This is a genomic window from Rhodococcus sp. MS16 (assembly GCF_013277795.1).
In the GTDB taxonomy this organism is placed as follows: Bacteria; Actinomycetota; Actinomycetes; order Mycobacteriales; family Mycobacteriaceae; genus Rhodococcus_F; species Rhodococcus_F globerula.
This window is the reverse complement of sequence record NZ_VBTM01000006.1, coordinates 283,532-301,883: the sequence shown is the minus strand read 5'-3', so window position 1 is coordinate 301,883 and position 18,352 is coordinate 283,532. Positions and strand designations below refer to the sequence as shown.

The following is an 18,352-nucleotide window of genomic DNA, read 5'->3' as shown; positions in this document are numbered from 1 at the left end:
CATTCCGAACCCGGAAGCTAAGCCCTTCAGCGCCGATGGTACTGCACTCGACAGGGTGTGGGAGAGTAGGACACCGCCGAACACAACTTGAGAAAGCCCCCCAACATTGTTGGGGGGCTTTTTCGTGTCCCCGAAACATAAAGCTCACATAAAGACAATTGTAGTTTTGTAATCGAATGTAAGAATTCGGATATATCTATTCATTAATTGCAAATAGAACAGTCGAATGTACTTCTATGTCTGAATCCGCTGGAAATATTCGAGAATTCTGAAATTGTTTCTTAAATCGTCGGGGTGGCGAGGGCTGCCGCGCCTGGGGCGTCGTCGATACCCGCTGGCAACCCGCAGCATTTCATCTCCTACGACGGGACTCCCCGCACGCCGGTTGAAACGATCGACAGTTTCCACTACACGGTTGCTGTGGAGACCCCGAACGGCACCGCCGGTGTCCGTTTCTCGCTGTTCGGTGCCGGTGGTGTGCCGCTGTCTTCGGAATGGCGGTCGGGCGCTGACGGGGGCAATGGTGTCACGTGTGCGATTGATGTTCCCTATTCGCGCGGAACGGCATACTCCTTCGACATCATGAAGTCGGGTTCGTCGGCGACGGCAACAACATGGTCGGGAACGATTACCAATGATTCCACCGGAGTGGTCACAAAGATGGGGTCATGGTCCACTCCAGCCGCATTCGGTGGACTGAAGAGCACGACTATCGGTTTCATCGAGAAGTTCTCCGGGACCAAGACGTGTGGCGACATTCCGGATGTGAGCGTGAAGTACTCGAAGGTGTCGTTCGGCAACGACAACCCGTCGTCGGGAGCCAAGATCTGGCCGAGCTAGTACGGTCAGCCCGGTATCCCCAGAACCCGATCCGTCAACGTCGATACTGAATCAACTGGGGGACATTTTCGGCTCGTAACCGGATTCAGTCCGTCGGCGGAACAGGGGTTGATACGAGGCCTTCCGCCGGCTCACGAGGAATCGCAAGTTCTGTCTCTTCGAGGCGACCGCGCAGTGTGATGCTGTCGGTGATCCGCCACTGGTCGGCTTCGCTGTTGTGGGCCGCCGCAACAGCGCGGCCTGACGCTGCCAGATTTCCCGGTACGGTCTTGGCCACCTCGGAGAGACGGGCTGCTTCGTTCACAGGATCACCGATCACGGTGTACTCGAATCTTTCACGCGCACCGACATTTCCGGCAACTGCGATACCTGACGCGACGCCGATGCCGGCATTGATTTCAGGCACTTCGGCGCACAGACGGATCTGGATCTGTCTGGCAGCTGCGAGTGCGCTGCCCGCGTGGTCGTCGATCCGGTTCGGCGCACCGAAGATGGCAAGTGCTGCGTCGCCCTCGAACTTGTTGACAAATCCGCCGTGCCCGTCGACCTCGTCGACGATGACGTCGAAGAACCTGTTGAGGAGTGCGACAACGGCGGTTGGAGTGTTTGTCGAGGCGATCGTGGTGGAGCCGATCACGTCGACGAAGAGAACCGATACATCACGTTCCTCGCCGCCGAGTTCGGGATTCTGACGCATCGCGTTGGCTGCAACCTCATGCCCGACGTGTCGTCCGAACAGGTCGCGAATGCGTTCACGCTCCCGAAGTCCTTCCGCCATACGATTGAAACCGGTTTGGAGCAAGCCCAATTCGGTACCGTCGTAGACAACGACGTGAGCACTCAGATCGCCGCGGGTGACTTGCTCCATGCCTCGCCGTACGGATCGGATCGGCGCCGCAGCCGATCGAATGTTGATATAGGTCAGCCCGAGTCCGACGCACAGGGTGATTCCGCCGATTACGAGGATGGCGATTGCGAGAGCCTGCCCGGAGGCTGGACGGATGAAGCTGAAGATCGCGATCAACATCAGACCGGTGACAGGGACTCCGCTGCCGAGCATCCAGACCAGGATGGTGCGCCCCGTGATGCCGAGCACCGCGGATTTGCGGGGTGTCCCGGATTCGAGGGCGCGGGCTGCGATGGGACGAAGTGCGAACTCGCTGAGGAGATAGCAGAACGCGCAGGTCGTGATTCCGCTGAAAGCTATGGTGAACAACACTTTCGGGATGGTGTTGGCGTCGACGATCCCGTACATCGTGGTGAACGTGGCCAATGCCACCGTCCATAGGATGGCTTGAACGCGGGTCAATCGCCATGGTCCACGCAGCGCGGCGCGCTGATTCTCAGGTGTCGGCGGGACGTTGTCCGTTGCCCACCGAAGATCATGGATGAGGCGTGTAGTTCCCCAGAGCAACCCGACGATGAAGACACACCCAGTGAATATCGGCACTGCGATGAAGTTGATCCACGCGAACTCCGATCGCATGATGCTCGGGCCTGGAACAACAACTCCGATGAGAACGACGGCCAGTGCGGACCCGATCAGATTGGTGACCAGGAGCGGAGCAGTGAGGAGGGCTTGGACGCGAACGCGTCGTCGGCGGGGACTCTCGTCTGTGGATCCGAGCAGCCACGACCCTAGGGGCGCGCTCGGGACATTGCTGGGCTGCATAGTGTGTCGAGACTAGTCGCACCGATCCCTTAGGGTGGTGCAGTGCGCTTAGTTATTGCTCGTTGCCGTGTCGACTACGTAGGTCGATTGACCTCCCATCTCCCTACCGCCAGACGCCTTCTGTTGGTCAAAGCGGACGGTTCCGTCAGCATCCATGCCGATGACCGGGCGTATAAGCCGCTCAACTGGATGAGTCCGCCGTGCTGGTTGGTCGAGACCACCGGTGACAGCGACGACATTCTGTGGGTCGTGACCAACAAGGCCGGCGAAGAGCTGAGGATCACCCTCGAAGAGGTCGAACATGATTCGTCGTACGAACTCGGTATCGATCCTGGTTTGATCAAGGACGGCGTCGAGGCGCACCTGCAAGAGCTTCTCGCAGAGCATGTCGAAACGCTGGGTAAGGGCTACACCTTGGTACGACGCGAATACATGACGGCCATCGGGCCGGTCGATCTTCTGGTTCGTGATGCCGATGGTGCTTCGGTTGCCGTCGAGATCAAGCGTCGCGGGGAGATCGACGGTGTCGAGCAGCTGACGCGCTATCTTGAATTGCTCAACCGTGATCCGCTGCTCGCTCCGGTAACGGGAGTGTTTGCGGCGCAACAGATCAAGCCGCAGGCCAAGACTTTGGCAACCGACCGCGGGATTCGCTGCCTTGTCCTCGACTACGAGGCGTTGCGTGGGACCGAGAGCACCGAGTTCCGGCTTTTCTAATGCCTCGCCGCAAACCGATGCCGAAACAATCTCGCCGTACTGACAGTCGACGAGGTCCGGTTTCGGATGAACCGCGTGGTGTGCTTTTTGGCGGGGCAGTGGTCCGGGAGGAGCCCGGTCCGGGCGGCGAGCTGTACATGGTTCGGCCGATTCCGGGAGCCAATGCCACGAAGTTCTATCGATGCCCCGGCTGTGACCACGACATCAGGCCGGGAGTTGCGCATGTGGTGACGTGGCCGTCGGAGCCCGGTGGGGCCGCGGAGCGTCGGCATTGGCATACCGGATGCTGGTCAGGTCGCGGCACCCGCGGCCTGACCAGAAGGTGGTCGTGACGGATCAGTTTCGGGACTGCGCCCGCTGTTCGACCTCGCGGGTGTCGATTTCGGCTGTGTTGGTGTCTTCGATGTCATCCGAGTCGTCAGTTTCCGGTTCGGATTCTGTGTAGCTCGTTTCCTCGTACTCGTCGTCGGTGAATTCCGAGGACGGCGGAGTGGTCGGAGCGTCGAGCAATTCGCTCTCACGGTTGACGGAGGCGAGCATCGCGGGCACCGAATCGAGCTGACCTCGGATTCCCAGGAGTTGCGCAAGGATGCGTCCACGTAGAACGCGCAGTTCTTCGGCAAGTTCCTTGGCGTGAGCGATCTTTCGCTCGGACTGATCTGTCGCAGCCTGTAGGCGACGCTGAGCTTCGCGCGTGGCGTCGGTCAAGCGTCGTTCGGCTTCTGCCTTGCTTGATGCTTCGAGTTCGTCGACTGCGGCAACAACCTTGGCGCGTCGTTCCGCCATCGAGATGTCGAAATCCTCGCGAATCTGAGTTCGCTTCGCCTCGGATTCGGCGGCCAGACGGTCGCGCTCGGCCTGCGCGGCTTCGACGATGCGTGCAGCTTCGGTCTTGGCCTGCAACATGGTCTGCTCGTGCATGGTTTCCATCGCGTTGCGACGGTCGTCGAGCTCCGCGATCAACGACTCGTAGTGCCCGCGTAGGCGGGCGCCGTCCTGTTCGGCGATGGAGGTCATCTCTGCTGCGTCGGCCTCGGCCTTGGCACGGACCTCGGATGCTTCGTCGGACGCCAGTCGGAGCATGCGGCTGATGCGATCACTCATGCCCTCCGCGGTGGTGGGCGGAACGGACAGGCGATCGACGTCCTTACGGAGATCGTCGATGTCGTCGCGGGCATCGTCCAACTGCTTGGCAAGGTCACGGGCTTGCGCGGCTGCGGCATCGCGATCCGCAGCCGTCACACGCAGTTCTACGTCGAATCGCTCGAAGTAGTTGCGTACCTCGTCGCGGTCGTATCCCTTCCGTGCGATCTGAAACGGAAGTTGAATGGAACCGCGGTCCTGCTCGTATGCCATGGCGACAATCTACCTGGCATATCTGCAGGAGTCGGGCCTACTAGTGCGACGCGGCCGGTTCGACCAGTTCGACGAGTACACCGCCGGCGTCCTTCGGGTGGATGAAGTTGATGCGTGAGTTCGCGGTGCCGCGCCTCGGTGCGTCGTAGAGCAACCGGACGCCGCGTGCACGGAGCTCGTCGGAAATAGCTTCGATGTCGGTGACGCGGTAAGCGAGCTGCTGTAGTCCGGGGCCGCTGCGGTCGATGAACTTGGCGATAGTCGAGTTCTCGTCGAGAGGTGCGAGCAACTGAACGGCCGTGGAGCCGGCGGGCGCACCGACGACGGAGAGCATGGCTTCGCGTACACCCTGTGCTTCGTTGACCTCTTCGTGGGTCGAGACCATGCCCAGGTGCTGGGTGTACCACGCGATGGCGACATCGAGGTCGGGAACGGCAATTCCGACGTGGTCGATGGCGACGACGAGGTCGGAGGACAGCGCTGCGAGAGCGGGACTGGGGGAGGTCTGTGTCATACCGTTCACGGTAGCGCTACCGTTTAAGTAGTACACGTCGGGATGTGACTTGGCTCGTATACCACGTGCGCCCGAAGACTATGTCTCTTTTTGCAGCCGGAGGAAATCGTGACCAGTTCTGTGATTGTTGCCGGAGCCCGTACCCCGATGGGTCGACTCATGGGTTCGTTGAAGGACCTGTCCGGGTCCGATCTCGGTGGCATCGCCATCAAGGGCGCCCTCGAGAAGGCCGGTGTCGCCCCGGAGCAGGTCGAGTACGTCATCATGGGTCAGGTCCTCACCGCCGGCGCGGGTCAGATGCCGGCCCGCCAGGCCGCCGTCGCCGCGGGCATCCCGATGAGCGTTCCCGCACTGAGCATCAACAAGGTGTGCCTCTCCGGTGTCGACGCCATCGCCCTGGCCGATCAGCTGATCCGCGCCGGCGAATTCGACGTCGTCGTCGCCGGCGGGCAGGAATCGATGTCCCGCGCACCGCACATGCTCGAAAAAAGCCGCGAAGGGTTCAAGTACGGCGACGTCACGATGCGCGACCACATGGCGTACGACGGCCTGCACGACATCTTCACCGACCAGGCGATGGGCCTGCTCACCGAACAGGTCAACCAGCAGGACGGCACCCACATCACCCGCGCGGAGCAGGACGCGTTTGCCGCGGCCTCGCACCAGAACGCCGCCCGCGCCTGGAAAGACGGCCTCTTCGACAACGAGGTCGTCCCCGTCTCGATCCCGCAGCGCAAGGGCGATCCGATCGTCTTCACACAGGACGAGGGCATCCGCGCCGACACCACCGTCGAATCCCTCGGCAAACTGCGTCCCGCGTTCAGCAAGGACGGCACCATCACCGCCGGCTCCGCCTCGCCGATCTCCGACGGCGCCGCCGCCGTGGTCGTGATGAGCAAGGCCAAGGCCGAAGAACTCAGTGTGGCGTGGATCGCGGAGATCGGCGCCCACGGTGTGGTCGCGGGCCCCGATTCGACTCTGCAGTCCCAGCCGGCGCGGGCCATCGCGAAGGCCTGCGCGAAGGAAGGCATCGCGCCCGCCGATCTCGATCTCGTCGAGATCAACGAGGCGTTCGCGGCCGTCGGTATCGCCTCCACGCGTGAGCTCGGCCTCGATCCGGCGAAGGTGAACGTCAACGGTGGCGCCATCGCCGTCGGGCATCCGCTGGGGATGTCCGGTGCCCGGATCGCGCTGCACCTGGCGCTCGAGTTGGCGCGCCGCGGCGGCGGCATCGGCGCGGCCGCACTGTGCGGCGGCGGCGGGCAGGGCGACGCACTGATCGTCCGCGTGCCCAAGGCCTGAGAGTCTAAATACACCTGAACACCTCAGTTCGCTCTACGACGCCTCGTGGTATTCCTCACACCACTACGGGGCGTCGTAGTTGTTCGGGCACAATGGGGTTCATGGCGAACGTCTTCGATCTCAGTACCACCGCAAAGCGGTTCCGTTTCATTGCCGTCCTCGAGGCCTTCACATGGCTCGGACTGTTGGTCGGAATGGCGTTCAAGTACATCCCCGAAGAGGGAATGGTGGCAGGCGTCAAGATCTTCGGTCCCTTCCACGGTGCTGTGTTCGTCATCTACATCCTGGTTGCGCTCTGGACTGCAAAGCAGTTGAAGTGGAACCTGGTCACCACGTTCTGGGCACTGTTTGCCAGCATCCCGCCGTTCGGCACGATTGTTTTCGAGGCGTGGGCCGCGCGCACAGGCAAGTTGGCGGAACTGTCCAAGGTGAACACAGCCGCTGCAGACCCCGCGCTCGCTTAAGTGAAGTAGGCCTCTTCGAAGGTTCCGGCAACTCGTGACAAACTGGGACTTGTGACTCGACCAGGATCCAGGCCCCCAGCGCGTTCGTCAGCAGTTGCAGCCGCTATGAGCGGCGCAGTCGACTTGTCCGCTCTCAAAGAGCGGGCCACGGCCCCACCTCCGCGTAATCCCAGCGGCGATGGGGCCGTTTCTGCTGCCAATGGGTTTGTCATCGAGGTGACGGAAGCGAACTTCGAGGCCGAAGTTCTGGTCAAGTCGAGCCAGGTGCCCGTGATCGTCAACCTCGGTGGGCGCGCGTACGAGCCGTCTGTCGTCTTCACCGAGGTGCTGGAGCGCTTGGCCGCGCAGGCAGGTGGTCAGTGGATTCTTGCGAACGTCGACGTCGATGTCAGCCCCCAGATCGCGCAGGCCTTCGGAATCCAGTCGGTGCCGACGGTTGTTGCCGTTGCCGCCGGTCAGCCGTTGGCAGATTTCCAGGGTGCACAGCCCGAAGAGCAGTTGACTCAGTGGTTTGCCGCCGTTCTGCAAGCTACCGCCGGAAAGCTCAGCGGTCCCGTTCCGACTGCTGAGCGCGACGAACCAGAAGTGGAAGATCCACGATTCGTTGCTGCCGAAACCGCCCTCGACGCCGGTGATCTCGACGGTGCCATTGCGGCATACCAAGTGATTCTCGATGTCGAGCCGACCAACGCCGAGGCCCTCAACGCTGTTCGCCAGGTCAAGTTCATGGCGCGTGCCCAGAACACCGAACCCGACGCCGTGGCGGCGGCCGACGCAGATCCGTCGAATGCCGAACTGCAGTTCGCGGCAGCGGACCTGGAGATGGCCGGACAGCAACCGGAAGCAGCTTTTGCTCGCCTCATCGGCGTCGTGTCACGCAGTGCAGGTGACGACAAGGCCGCGGCGCGGACGCGTCTGCTCGAACTCTTCGAATTGTTCGATCCCGCCGAGCCCATGGTGATGGCAGCCCGCCGCAAACTGGCGGCAGCGCTCTACTAGGCCTACTACGGCCGCTACTCCGTATAGCGGCTGTCGCAGGACACCTGCCCACCCAACACACCGGTACGGAAGGCGTCGACCCGGGCGAAGCCGCTCGGGACGGTGTCGCCGTTGACGTCACTGGCAGCCAACCCGTCCGTCAACAAGCCGGAGACGGCCTCGTCGAGGTCGCCGGGCGACAGGGTGACCTGTGCTCCGGACTCGGCTGCATTGGAGGGGCTCAGTGCGGCTGTGATCACTCCGGCCAAGCACGCCGCCCGCAGCGCGGTCTGTGGTGTGTCGAGTGCCTGACCACGTTGCTGCTGCATCGCGAGGGTGTACCGCGACGCGAGCAGTACGTATGCGTTGTAGTCGCCGGTGATGTCGGTCTGCATCAATTCGCGTCGACCGACCCGTCCCGGTGTTCCGCGTTCCGCCAACTCGTCGACATTGATGCCGATGGTGTTGGTCGAGGGGCAGAACGAGACCGGTTCGGTAGCGACGGCGTCGGCGCATCCGGTGTCCGCGCCGGTGAATGTGACTGTCGGCGGATTCTCCAATTCGAAGACCGACTGGAATGTCGTGAGGAACTCCTGCAGCGTTTCCTCGGTGACGGGAAGTTCTCCTGAATCGCCTTCGGAGTCGAATTGCTGGGGCAGTTCAGCCCGCCGGGATTCGATTTCTTCCTGGTCGATACGCGTGCAGGCGGACGCGCCGTCGGTGAACCCGATCTGTGTTGCGGTGACGCGTTCGAACGCGGAACCGTGGTGTGAGTCGGGATCGTTGGGATCGTCGTCACGGATAGCGACCGCAGAGGCGAGCACCTTGTTCAGGCCGTCGGATGTGTTCATGGTGAAGTGTGCTGCCTTGTCCTCGGCAACGTGCCGCAGGAACGCGCCACCGAAGCAGTCGGCCTGCTGTTCACGCACCAGGGCCGATTCGGACCCACCTTTGACGATTCCGGCTTTGCGCTGGACGGCATGGCCGTACTCGTGCGCGAAGATGAACGCGACGGCGACGTCCCCGAACTTTTCCTGCACCTCGGGAAGGAGAAGTTCGCGATCCCACCCGATGGTGTGGTCGAGGCTGCAGTAGCCGGCGTTGATGAGGTCTTCTGTGGTCTCCTCGCAGAAGTCCGGGCCGTTCGATTCGGTGGGATCCCACGAGATCAGCGTGTCGACGGGTTGGAACGGTTCGTTGAACAGTGTCGGATACTGCGTGTTCCAAAAGGTTTCGATGTCGGTGATCGCGTTGGCGGCGAGTGCGTCGATGGAACCGCCGTCGGTGCCGACGATGTCGCGTTCGGCGTCGGGCGCACCGGGTCGCAGGCCACTAGGACCGGACGACGCGTCGAGGCCGGCAACGCGGAAGGGGTCGTGGTAGATCGAGACGGCCTGGCCACTGGAGGTCTGCGAACAGCCGGACAACACGGCAGCAGTTGCCAACAACGACGAAGTGACTAGTGCTGCTCGCCGGCCCACCATCAACGCTCCAGACTGATCCATATCGCACCGTTGGCGGGAAGTGCGACCTGAGCTGACGCCGGCCGACCGTGCCACGACTGCGACGTCGCTGTGACCGCACCGAGGTTGCCCACCCCCGAGCCGCCGTACGCCTGCGCATCGGTGTTGAGGATTTCCACCCATCGGCCGGGCTCCGGTAGCCCGACGCGGTAGCTCGAGTGTTCGCTGCCCGAGAAGTTGAAGAGGCAGGCGACAATCGAGCCGTCAGTACCGTAACGCAGAAAACTCAGGACGTTGTTCTCGGTGTCGTTGGCGTCGATCCACGAGTACCCGCCAGGCGAGGTGTCCAGGGTCCACATTGCCGGATGCCGGCGGTATGCAGAGTTGAGATCACTGACCAGCTGCATAGCGCCACGGTGGAGATTGCCGGTGTTCGGGTCGTCGAGTTGCCACCAGTCGAGGCCTCGTTCTTCGGACCACTCGGCCGTCTGGCCGAATTCTTGGCCCATGAACAGAAGCTGCTTACCCGGGTGCGCCCACATGTAGGCGAGGAGAGCGCGAAGGCCCGCGGCTTTCGTGAAATCGTTGCCAGGCATACGTGTCCACAAGGTTCCCTTGCCGTGGACGACCTCGTCGTGGCTGATGGGCAGTAGGTAGTTCTCGCTCCACGCGTACATCAGCGAGAAGGTGATCTCGTGATGGTGGTACGTGCGGTGGACGGGGTCGCGGCCCAGGAATCCCAGGGTGTCGTGCATCCACCCCATGTTCCATTTCATGTTGAATCCGAGGCCGCCCACATTGGTCGCGCGGGTGACTCCAGGCCACGCGGTTGATTCCTCGGCAATGGTGACAACGCCGCGGTGCTTCTTGTGGACGGTGGCATTCATCTCCTGAAGGAACGCAACTGCTTCCAGGTTCTCGCGGCCGCCGTGAATGTTGGGGGTCCAGCCACCTTCCGGGCGGGAGTAATCCAGGTAGAGCATCGATGCGACAGCATCGACGCGTAGGCCGTCGATGTGGAATTCGTCGAGCCAGAACAGCGCGTTGGCGACGAGGAAGTTGCGGACCTCGCGTCGACCGAAGTCGAATACGTATGTACCCCAGTCCAACTGCTCGCCGCGCTGCGGATCGGCATGTTCGTAGAGCGGTGTGCCGTCGAAGCGGGCCAGTGCCCACTCGTCCTTGGGGAAGTGAGCGGGAACCCAGTCGACGAGGACACCGATGCCGGCGGCATGGAGGTGATCGACAAACCAGCGGAAATCGTCGGGTGTCCCGAATCGTGCGGTCGGAGCGTAGTACGACGTGACCTGATATCCCCAGGAACCGCCGAACGGGTGCTCGGCGACTGGGAGCAATTCGACGTGTGTGAACCCGGTTTCGGTGACGTACTGCGCGAGTTGCTCGGCCATCTGCCGGTAGTCGAGGCCAGGGCGCCAGGATCCGAGATGCACTTCGTACACACTCATCGGTGACTGCGCTGGGTCGACGTGCGCGCGGGCCTCGAGCCAGTCGGCGTCGTGCCAGATGTGGGAACTGGTACTCACGCGTGACGCCGTCGCCGGCGGTACCTCGGTGGCGAAGGCCATGGGGTCGGCCTTGTCCGCTACCGAACCGTCTCGCCCGTGGACGCGGAACTTGTACAGTTCACCTGCTGTGATTCCGGGCAGGAACAGTTCCCAGACTCCTGTCGAACCGAGGACGCGCATGGGCGCGAATTGCCCACCCCAGCCGTCGAAGTCGCCGATGACGGTGACTCCCCGGGCGGCGGGTGCCCACACCGCAAACGAGGTTCCCTCGACTACTCCGTCCGGTGTTTCGTAGCTGCGCGGGTGGGCGCCGAGGATATCCCACAGGCGTTCGTGCCGACCCTCACCGAAGAGATGGAGATCAAGTTCGCCGAGCGTGGGGAGGAATCGGTACGGATCGGCAACAACGACGGTATGCCCACCCGGGTAGGTGACCGAGTACCGGTAGTCCATGAGTTCGGCGTAGGGGACCAGTGCGGCGAAGACCCCACCCGAAATGTGGTGGAGGGGAAAGGCCTTTCCGCCGATGACGGCGTCGACCGACTCGGCGTGTGGCCGAAGGGTACGCAGCACTGTTCCGTCGGGGTGTGCGTGCGCGCCGAGGACGCTGTGCGGATCGTGGTGTTCGCCGCGGGCAAGCAATTCCAGATCGTGGGGCGCTGGAGCAACCCCGGCAGGCAGTTCGGCGACCATCATTTACCTCCGCGGTATGCCAGGGAAGTTCTGGCGGGGTAGGGAACTGGCGGTAGCGCAAGAATGTGGGCGACGGACCGCCACGGCTCTAGGCGAACGAAATTTGCTTGGCCCCACTGATATTGCTCGCCGCTGACTTCGTCGAGCACGCTCATGTGGTCGTGCCATTCGCGCCCGAGTGCCGGCATGTCCAGCCAGATCGTTCCCTCTTCCGCGGCAAACGGATTGAGGTTGATGACGGTGAGTACGGCGTCGCCGGTGATCGGATCGAACTTCGAGTAGGCGATGATCGCGTCATTGTCGATGTGGTGGAAATGCAGGTTGCGGAGTTGTTGCAGAGCGGGGTGCGCGCGGCGGATCCGGTTCAGCGTGGTGATCCAGGGTTCGAGGGATTCGCCGCGCGCAGCGGCTTCCGCGAACCGGCGCGGACGTAGTTCGTACTTCTCCGAGTCCAGATACTCTTCGCTACCGGGACGCACCGCCTGGTGCTCGTAGAGTTCGTACCCCGAGTAGACGCCCCACGTCGGTGCGAGTGTTGCGGCGAGAGCTGCCCGCAGCGCGAACATTCCGGGTCCGCCGTGCTGTAGCGACTCGTGCAGGATGTCCGGGGTGTTCACGAAGAGATTGGGGCGCGCCTCGTCGGCTTTGGCTGCGAGTTCGTTGCCGAATTCCGTCAGTTCCCACTTTGCGACGCGCCACGTGAAGTACGTGTACGACTGTGTGAAGCCGCGTCGGGCCAGGCCGTACATGCGGGCAGGCCGGGTGAACGCCTCGGCCAGGAAGAGAACGTCCGGATCGGATTTCTTGACTTCGGAGATCAGCTTTTCCCAGAAGTTGGGCGGCTTGGTGTGGGGGTTGTCGACGCGAAAGATCTTGACCCCCGCGTTGATCCAGTGGCGAACGACGCGCAGGATTTCCTTGTCCAACCCGTCCGGGTCGATGTCGAAGTTGATCGGATAGATGTCCTGGTACTTCTTCGGCGGGTTCTCCGCGTAGGCGATGGTGCCGTCGGGCAGAACAGTGAACCACTCGGGATGCTTTGCTGCCCAAGGATGATCGGGTGCACATTGCAGTGCGAGGTCGAGTGCCACTTCGAGGTCGAGTTTGCGTGCCCGCGACACGAACGCCTTGAAATCCTTGAGCGTTCCGAGTTCCGGATGGACTGCGTCGTGCCCACCTTCGGCGGAGCCGATGGCCCATGGCGATCCGACATCCCCGGGTTCGGGAGTGAGCGTGTTGTTGCGGCCCTTGCGATTGATCTCACCGATCGGGTGAATCGGCGGCAGGTAGACAACATCGAAACCCATTGCGGCAATGCGCGGTAGATCCTCCGACGCGGTCTTGAACGTGCCGTGCTTCGGCACCCCGTTCTCGTCCCAGCCGCCGGTGGAGCGGGGGAAGAACTCGTACCACGAACCGAACAGTGCTCGGTTGCGGTCAACCAATACGTTGTGCGGTTCGCCCTTGGTGACCAACTCGCGCAGGGGATGCGCGCGGAGCAACTCGGCGACGTCCGACGCAAATGCCGGGGCGACCCGGGCTGTCACCGGCGCGGTGCTGCGCAGCGACGCCGTCACCGCTTCCAACTTCGAGCGGTTGGCGCGGGGTTGTTCCTGGGCGGCGCGCTCGAAGAGTCGCGCGCCGATCTCGAGGTCGTTGGCAAGCTCTGCCGGCCCTTGCCCGACGGACAGTTTGGCTTCGACTGCGTGCTTCCAGGTTGCGACGGGATCACTCCACGCTTCGATCCGGAACGTCCAGAGTCCCTCGGCAGACGGGACGAATACAGCGTCGACGGTGTCCGGTTCGCTGCCCGGGTCCATCTGGATGCGTATCGGTTTGGTTCCGCGGGGTCCGCGCACGGTGAGGGTGGCCGCAACTGCGTCGTGGCCCTCTCGCCATACCGTGGCGTGTACGGGAAACACTTCACCCACTACGGCCTTGGCTGGATAGTTACCCGAGATCGCGGGTACCACGTCGTCGATACCGAGGCGTCCTGTCACGGGAAGCTCCATTTCTGATGGTGGAGTGTTACTGGTGTGGCCGAGTTCAACCGTAGTGGGTACAGCGCCTTGTCGTCGCTCCAGCGGACACGGTGGTTCAACTCGACTAGGGTTCGCGGGGTGAAAGCCTTGCGTCGGTTCACTGTCCGAGCCCACCTTCCGGAGCGCCTTGCAGCGCTCGGCCCCTTGTCCACCAACTTGCGTTGGTCCTGGCATCCCGAGACTCAGGATCTGTTCTCGCGCCTGGACCCTGAACTCTGGCAAGCAGTTCAGTTCGATCCGGTTCGAATGCTCGGAGAGGTCGATCCCGCCCGACTCGACGAGCTCAGCAGCGACGACGACTTCCTCGCTGACCTCGACACCGCAGCCGCCGATCTCGACAGCTACCTGAGCACTCCGCGCTGGTACCAGTCGCAGCAGGCAAAGGGGGTGTCGCTGGCTGGGGGAATTGCGTACTTCTCCATGGAATTCGGCGTCAGCGAAGTCCTGCCGAACTACTCGGGTGGCCTGGGAATTCTGGCCGGCGATCATCTCAAGGCCGCATCGGATCTGGGACTGCCGCTGATCGGTGTCGGACTGCTCTATCGATCCGGCTACTTCCGCCAGTCGCTGACAGCCGACGGGTGGCAGGCCGAGCACTACCCACCCCACGATCCGCAGGGGTTGCCCCTGCGTTTGCTGACGGATGCCGGCCCGTCGTCCGACGACGGATCGCCGGTAGTGATCCACGTTGCGATGCCCGGTGGGCGAGTTCTCCGGTCGCGGGTGTGGATCGCGCAGGTCGGCCGGGTGCCCCTGCTTCTCCTCGATTCGGACATCGCTGAGAACGATCCCGATCTCCGCGGCGTGACCGACCGTCTGTACGGCGGCGATCAGGATCACCGCATCAAGCAGGAAATCCTTGCGGGTATCGGTGGCGTACGTGCGGTTCGGGCGTACACCGCGGCATACGGATTGCCCGATCCCGAGGTGTTCCACATGAACGAGGGCCACGCCGGTTTCCTCGGTATCGAACGAATTCGTGAACTTGTCACCACCAGCGGGCTGGATTTCGATTCGGCGTTGGCGGCTGTACGCGCCGGTACCGTCTTCACGACCCACACTCCGGTGCCCGCCGGAATCGACCGCTTCCCGGCAGATCTGGTTCGCCACTACTTCGGCGGTTCCAACGGCGAGAACGAATCGACGCTTCTTCCCGGCCTGACGGTCGATCGCATCGTCGGGATGGGCCGCGAATCGGATCCGTCGATCTTCAACATGGCGCACATGGGCCTTCGACTCGGCCAGCGCGCCAACGGTGTGTCGAAGCTGCACGGCATCGTCAGTCGCGACATGTTCAACGGTCTCTGGCCGGGATTCGATGCTGACGAGGTTCCGATCGGCTCGGTGACCAACGGTGTCCATGCGCCCACCTGGGCGGCGCCGGAATGGATGAACGTCGCCCGCCGGATCGTCGGACAGGAGCAGCTCGAGGAATCGCGCGGCTGGGAGCGCTTGCACGAGCTGTCCGCCACCGAACTCTGGGAAACGCGCAACGACTTGCGCGGCAAACTCGTCAACGAAGTGCGTCGACGTGTGAAGGCGTCGTGGCTCGAGCGCGGCGCCACCGAAGCCGAACTGGGTTGGACCAGTGGAGTTTTCGACCCGAATGTGTTGACTGTCGGGTTTGCCAGGCGCGTGCCGACGTACAAGCGACTCACCCTGATGCTGCGCGACCCCGATCGACTGCGCGCGATGCTCCTCGACGAAAAGCGGCCAGTGCAGTTGGTGGTGGCCGGAAAGTCGCATCCCGCAGACGACGGTGGCAAGGCGCTCATTCAGCAGGTGGTGCGGTTCGCCGACGAGGCGGATGTCCGTCATCGCATCGTCTTCCTGCCCGATTACGACATGTCGATGGCCCGCTACCTGTACTGGGGTTGCGATGTGTGGCTGAACAATCCGCTGCGCCCGCTCGAGGCGTGTGGAACTTCCGGTATGAAGTCTGCACTGAACGGCGGACTCAACCTTTCCATCCGTGACGGATGGTGGGACGAGATGTACGACGGTGAGAACGGCTGGGCAATCCCGACCGCCGACGGCGTCCTCGACGACGTTCGCCGTGACGATCTCGAAGCGAGCGCGCTCTACGAATTGCTCGAACACGCGGTGCTGCCCACGTTCTACGACCGTGACGCTGCCGACCTGCCGACGCGGTGGGTGGAGAAGGTTCGCCACACACTCGAGAATCTGGGCCCGAAGGTGTTGGCGTCACGCATGGTTCGTGACTATGCAGTGCAGTACTACGCGCCGTCGGCAGAATCTGCTCGGGCTGTGGTGGCGGACAACTACGCCGGCGCGCGTGAGGTTGCCGAGTTCCGTCGGCGGATCGAATCGCAGTGGCCGTCCGTGAGCGTTGTGCAGGTTGACGGTTCCGGGTTGCCGGATACCCCGGAAATCGGTGCGACTCTCTCGCTGAAGGCTCAGGTTCGTCTCGGTGATTTGTCGGTGACAGACGTCGAGGTGCAAGCAGTCATCGGACGCGTCACTCCGGGTGAGGAACTGACCGATGTGGTCACCTTCCCGATGACGCATTTCGGTTCGGAGGACGGCATCGAGATCTTCGAAGCCGAAGTGGCGCTTCCGGTTTCGGGATCGGTCGGCTACACGGTTCGGGTTCTTCCGCATCACCGTCTGCTGGTGAACGCATCAGAGCTGGGATTGGTCACGACCCCGGCTGTGTAAACCCACTTTCTGCCCCGGACCTTGTCACAAGGTCCGGGGCAGAAGTGCGTCAGGGCCGCGAATCGCGGATACGGGTCAGTGCCTTGCGGACGACCTCGGGCTTGGTCGTCTCCCAGAACGGTGGCAATGACGCCCGCAGGTATCCGGCATACCGGGCTGTTGCAAGACGCGGATCCAGTACGGCCACAACACCTTTGTCGTCGACGCTACGCAACAGTCTGCCCACTCCCTGGGCGAGGAGCAGCGCTGCATGGTTGGCCGAGACGCTGAGGAAGCCGTTTCCGCCGTGTGCCTCGATGGCCTGTTGACGAGCCATCAGCAGCGGATCGTCCGGCCGCGGAAATGGAATGCGGTCCAAGATCACCAGGGACAGCGACGGGCCGGGAACGTCGACGCCTTGCCATAGGGACAGTGTCCCGAACAGTGATGTGGGTTCATCCTTGGCGAAGGCCTTGACGAGGGTGCCGGTGGCGTCGTCGCCCTGGCACAGGATCGGCGTGTCGAGGCGATCACGCATGGCTTCGGAAGCGGCTTTGGCGGCGCGCATCGACGAGAACAGTCCGAGGGTGCGCCCACCCGCAGCCTCGACGAGTTCGGCGATTTCGTCGAGGTAGACCGGGGACAAGCCGTCCCGGCCGGGTGTGGGCAGGTGGCGGGCAATGTAGATGATTCCGGCTTTCGCATGGTCGAACGGCGATCCGACGTCGACCGAGTTCCAACGAAATGCGTTGGCATCGGAAGGGGCTTCGCTTCCGATCGCGGTTCCGGAATCGGGGCGAACCGACGACTGCGCGGGTAGTCCCCAGTTGATCGCAAGACCGTCGAAGGAACCTCCGACGGTGAGTGTTGCGGACGTCAACACCACAGTGGATTCCGCGAACAGGCGTGAGCGCAGCAAACCGCCGACGGACAGCGGGGCCATCCGGACGGAGCGGCGGACCGATCCGCGGAACTCGTCGGACGAGAGCCAGACCACATCTTTGCGCTGGGCGGGATCTGGTTCGTCGAAAGCAGTGAGGACTCGTACGGCGCTGTCGTGAATGTCTTCCACCGAGGAGAGTGCCGCGTTGCGGGCGGCCGCTGCTTCGGGATCGGCTGCCATCATGCCGGGCTTGGCCGGGCCGATGGCTGTGCGCAGGGCCCACGCGGCATCGCGGATGGCCGCGAGCGCGGGAGCAGCGCCGTCGGGAAGCCCGTCCCAGCGTCCGGGGCGAAGTTCTTCGAGGAGTCCGGCCCAGCCTTCGCCGGCGGCCTCGAGACGATCGGCGTCCTGTTCTTCGACGATCTTGCCGCAGCGACGAGCGGCTGCGCTGATGGCGGCCGCGGTGAGCTCGTCCGTCGCGACCCCGGTCACGCGGTCGACCAATTCGTGGGCTTCGTCGATGACAACGACGTCGTGCTCGGGCAGAATCTGGATGCCTGTAATGGCGTCGATCGCCAGTAGGGCGTGGTTGGTGACCACGACGTCTGCCTTCGACGCCTCGACGCGGGCGCGTTCGGCAAAGCAGTCCTCGCCGACCGGGCACTGGTTCTTTCCGATGCATTCGCGGGACGTCACGCTGACCTGCCGCCACGCCTGATCGGACACACCTGGCACGAGTTCGTCGCGGTCGCCGGTGTCGGTGTCCGACGACCACTCGGTCAAGCGCACCACTTCACGGCCCAGCCGGGAGACTGTGAACGGATCGAACAGTTCGTCCTCCGGTGGCTGCTCGGAGGCACCGGTGTGGATCTTGTTCATGCACAGGTAGTTGTTGCGGCCCTTGAGGATTGCGAATTCCGCGCGACGCCCGAGTGGCTTCTTCAGTGCATCGGCCAGGCGGGGGAGATCACGATCGACCAACTGCCGCTGCAGGGCGATGGTGGCCGTCGACACGACGACGGTGCGACCGGACTCGACGGCATGGCGCAGGCTCGGCACCAGGTAGGCCAGCGACTTACCCGTACCGGTGCCGGCCTGGACGGCAAGATGCTCACCGGTATCGATCGAATGCGCTACCGCCGACGCCATCGTGAGCTGGCTGGTCCGCTCGGCACCGCCCAGCGCCTGCACCGCCGTGCGAAGCAGTTCGGGGACATTCGGAAGTTCATCGGCCACTGAAGCAG

14 protein-coding genes are annotated in these 18,352 nt (G+C 63.1%); 7 read left to right on the top strand and 7 right to left on the bottom strand.

Going from position 1 to position 18,352, the window contains the following annotated elements:
• Positions 1-294: 294 nt before the first annotated feature.
• Entirely contained in the window at positions 295-840 is a 546-nt protein-coding gene (locus FEZ60_RS19170) for a hypothetical protein (protein ID WP_095889135.1), read from the top strand.
• A gap of 85 nt (positions 841-925) precedes the next feature.
• Here FEZ60_RS19170 and FEZ60_RS19165 read toward each other — a convergent pair whose 3' ends face one another.
• On the bottom strand, positions 926-2,512 hold the full coding sequence (locus tag FEZ60_RS19165) for an adenylate/guanylate cyclase domain-containing protein (RefSeq protein ID WP_092808777.1): 1,587 nt from the start codon (positions 2,510-2,512) through the stop codon (positions 926-928).
• A gap of 42 nt (positions 2,513-2,554) precedes the next feature.
• On the opposite strand from FEZ60_RS19165, the gene nucS reads away from it, so the two are divergent.
• Both nucS and FEZ60_RS32570 read left to right on the top strand, forming a co-directional pair.
• Positions 2,555-3,229, top strand: coding sequence for an endonuclease NucS (gene nucS, locus FEZ60_RS19160; protein WP_033237400.1), 675 nt, complete (start codon positions 2,555-2,557; stop codon positions 3,227-3,229).
• Positions 3,229-3,561 carry an ATP/GTP-binding protein gene (locus FEZ60_RS32570; protein ID WP_080711916.1) on the top strand — a complete coding sequence of 111 codons (333 nt, stop codon included), beginning with the start codon at positions 3,229-3,231 and terminating at the stop codon, positions 3,559-3,561. Before nucS ends, FEZ60_RS32570 begins: the two co-directional genes overlap by 1 nt.
• Positions 3,562-3,565: 4 nt before the next feature.
• On the opposite strand, the gene FEZ60_RS19155 is transcribed toward FEZ60_RS32570, so the two are convergent.
• Both FEZ60_RS19155 and mce read right to left on the bottom strand, forming a co-directional pair.
• Entirely contained in the window at positions 3,566-4,585 is a 1,020-nt protein-coding gene (locus FEZ60_RS19155) for a hypothetical protein (protein ID WP_033237401.1), read from the bottom strand.
• Between the two features lie 40 nt (positions 4,586-4,625).
• Complete coding sequence (gene mce, locus FEZ60_RS19150) at positions 4,626-5,099, bottom strand: methylmalonyl-CoA epimerase (protein WP_033237402.1); 474 nt, start codon at positions 5,097-5,099, stop codon at positions 4,626-4,628.
• A gap of 108 nt (positions 5,100-5,207) precedes the next feature.
• Here mce and FEZ60_RS19145 point away from each other — a divergent pair, with 108 nt between their 5' ends.
• The 3 genes from FEZ60_RS19145 (at position 5,208) to FEZ60_RS19135 (ending at position 7,864) form a co-directional block, all read left to right on the top strand.
• Positions 5,208-6,401 carry an acetyl-CoA C-acyltransferase gene (locus FEZ60_RS19145; protein ID WP_172936740.1) on the top strand — a complete coding sequence of 398 codons (1,194 nt, stop codon included), beginning with the start codon at positions 5,208-5,210 and terminating at the stop codon, positions 6,399-6,401.
• 92 nt (positions 6,402-6,493) lie between these two features.
• The gene (locus tag FEZ60_RS19140; RefSeq protein WP_172936739.1) at positions 6,494-6,865 is read left to right on the top strand and encodes a DUF3817 domain-containing protein; all 372 of its coding nucleotides are present in this window, start codon (positions 6,494-6,496) and stop codon (positions 6,863-6,865) included.
• A 105-nt stretch (positions 6,866-6,970) separates the two neighbouring features.
• Positions 6,971-7,864, top strand: coding sequence for a tetratricopeptide repeat protein (locus FEZ60_RS19135; protein WP_095885866.1), 894 nt, complete (start codon positions 6,971-6,973; stop codon positions 7,862-7,864).
• 14 nt (positions 7,865-7,878) lie between these two features.
• Here FEZ60_RS19135 and FEZ60_RS19130 read toward each other — a convergent pair whose 3' ends face one another.
• Genes FEZ60_RS19130 through FEZ60_RS19120 form a run of 3 tightly spaced genes read right to left on the bottom strand, consistent with a single transcriptional unit; the run spans position 7,879 to position 13,525 of the window.
• Complete coding sequence (locus FEZ60_RS19130) at positions 7,879-9,327, bottom strand: neutral zinc metallopeptidase (RefSeq protein WP_045066887.1); 1,449 nt, start codon at positions 9,325-9,327, stop codon at positions 7,879-7,881.
• The gene (gene glgB / locus FEZ60_RS19125) at positions 9,327-11,528 is read right to left on the bottom strand and encodes a 1,4-alpha-glucan branching protein GlgB (protein WP_172936738.1); all 2,202 of its coding nucleotides are present in this window, start codon (positions 11,526-11,528) and stop codon (positions 9,327-9,329) included. The genes FEZ60_RS19130 and glgB overlap by 1 nt, the downstream gene beginning before the upstream one ends.
• Positions 11,525-13,525 (bottom strand): maltotransferase domain-containing protein, encoded by a 2,001-nt coding sequence (locus tag FEZ60_RS19120; protein ID WP_287164131.1) that lies wholly within the window; start codon positions 13,523-13,525, stop codon positions 11,525-11,527. The genes glgB and FEZ60_RS19120 overlap by 4 nt, the downstream gene beginning before the upstream one ends.
• Positions 13,526-13,645: 120 nt before the next feature.
• Here FEZ60_RS19120 and glgP point away from each other — a divergent pair, with 120 nt between their 5' ends.
• Positions 13,646-16,246: an alpha-glucan family phosphorylase gene (glgP, locus tag FEZ60_RS19115; protein ID WP_033232719.1), complete on the top strand. Its 2,601-nt coding sequence runs from the start codon at positions 13,646-13,648 to the stop codon at positions 16,244-16,246.
• Between the two features lie 49 nt (positions 16,247-16,295).
• Here glgP and FEZ60_RS19110 read toward each other — a convergent pair whose 3' ends face one another.
• Positions 16,296-18,344, bottom strand: coding sequence for an ATP-dependent DNA helicase (locus tag FEZ60_RS19110; RefSeq protein WP_033232721.1), 2,049 nt, complete (start codon positions 18,342-18,344; stop codon positions 16,296-16,298).
• Between the last annotated feature and the right edge of the window lie 8 nt (positions 18,345-18,352).

Coding starts and splice junctions, on each gene's coding strand:
- glgB (WP_172936738.1), bottom strand. CDS start 11,528: ATGATGGTCGCCGAACTGCCTGCCGGGGTTGCTCCAGCGCCCCACGAT.
- FEZ60_RS19155 (WP_033237401.1), bottom strand. CDS start 4,585: ATGGCATACGAGCAGGACCGCGGTTCCATTCAACTTCCGTTTCAGATC.
- mce (WP_033237402.1), bottom strand. CDS start 5,099: ATGACACAGACCTCCCCCAGTCCCGCTCTCGCAGCGCTGTCCTCCGAC.
- FEZ60_RS19165 (WP_092808777.1), bottom strand. CDS start 2,512: ATGCAGCCCAGCAATGTCCCGAGCGCGCCCCTAGGGTCGTGGCTGCTC.
- FEZ60_RS19130 (WP_045066887.1), bottom strand. CDS start 9,327: ATGGTGGGCCGGCGAGCAGCACTAGTCACTTCGTCGTTGTTGGCAACT.
- FEZ60_RS19135 (WP_095885866.1), top strand. CDS start 6,971: ATGAGCGGCGCAGTCGACTTGTCCGCTCTCAAAGAGCGGGCCACGGCC.
- FEZ60_RS19140 (WP_172936739.1), top strand. CDS start 6,494: ATGGGGTTCATGGCGAACGTCTTCGATCTCAGTACCACCGCAAAGCGG.
- FEZ60_RS32570 (WP_080711916.1), top strand. CDS start 3,229: ATGCCTCGCCGCAAACCGATGCCGAAACAATCTCGCCGTACTGACAGT.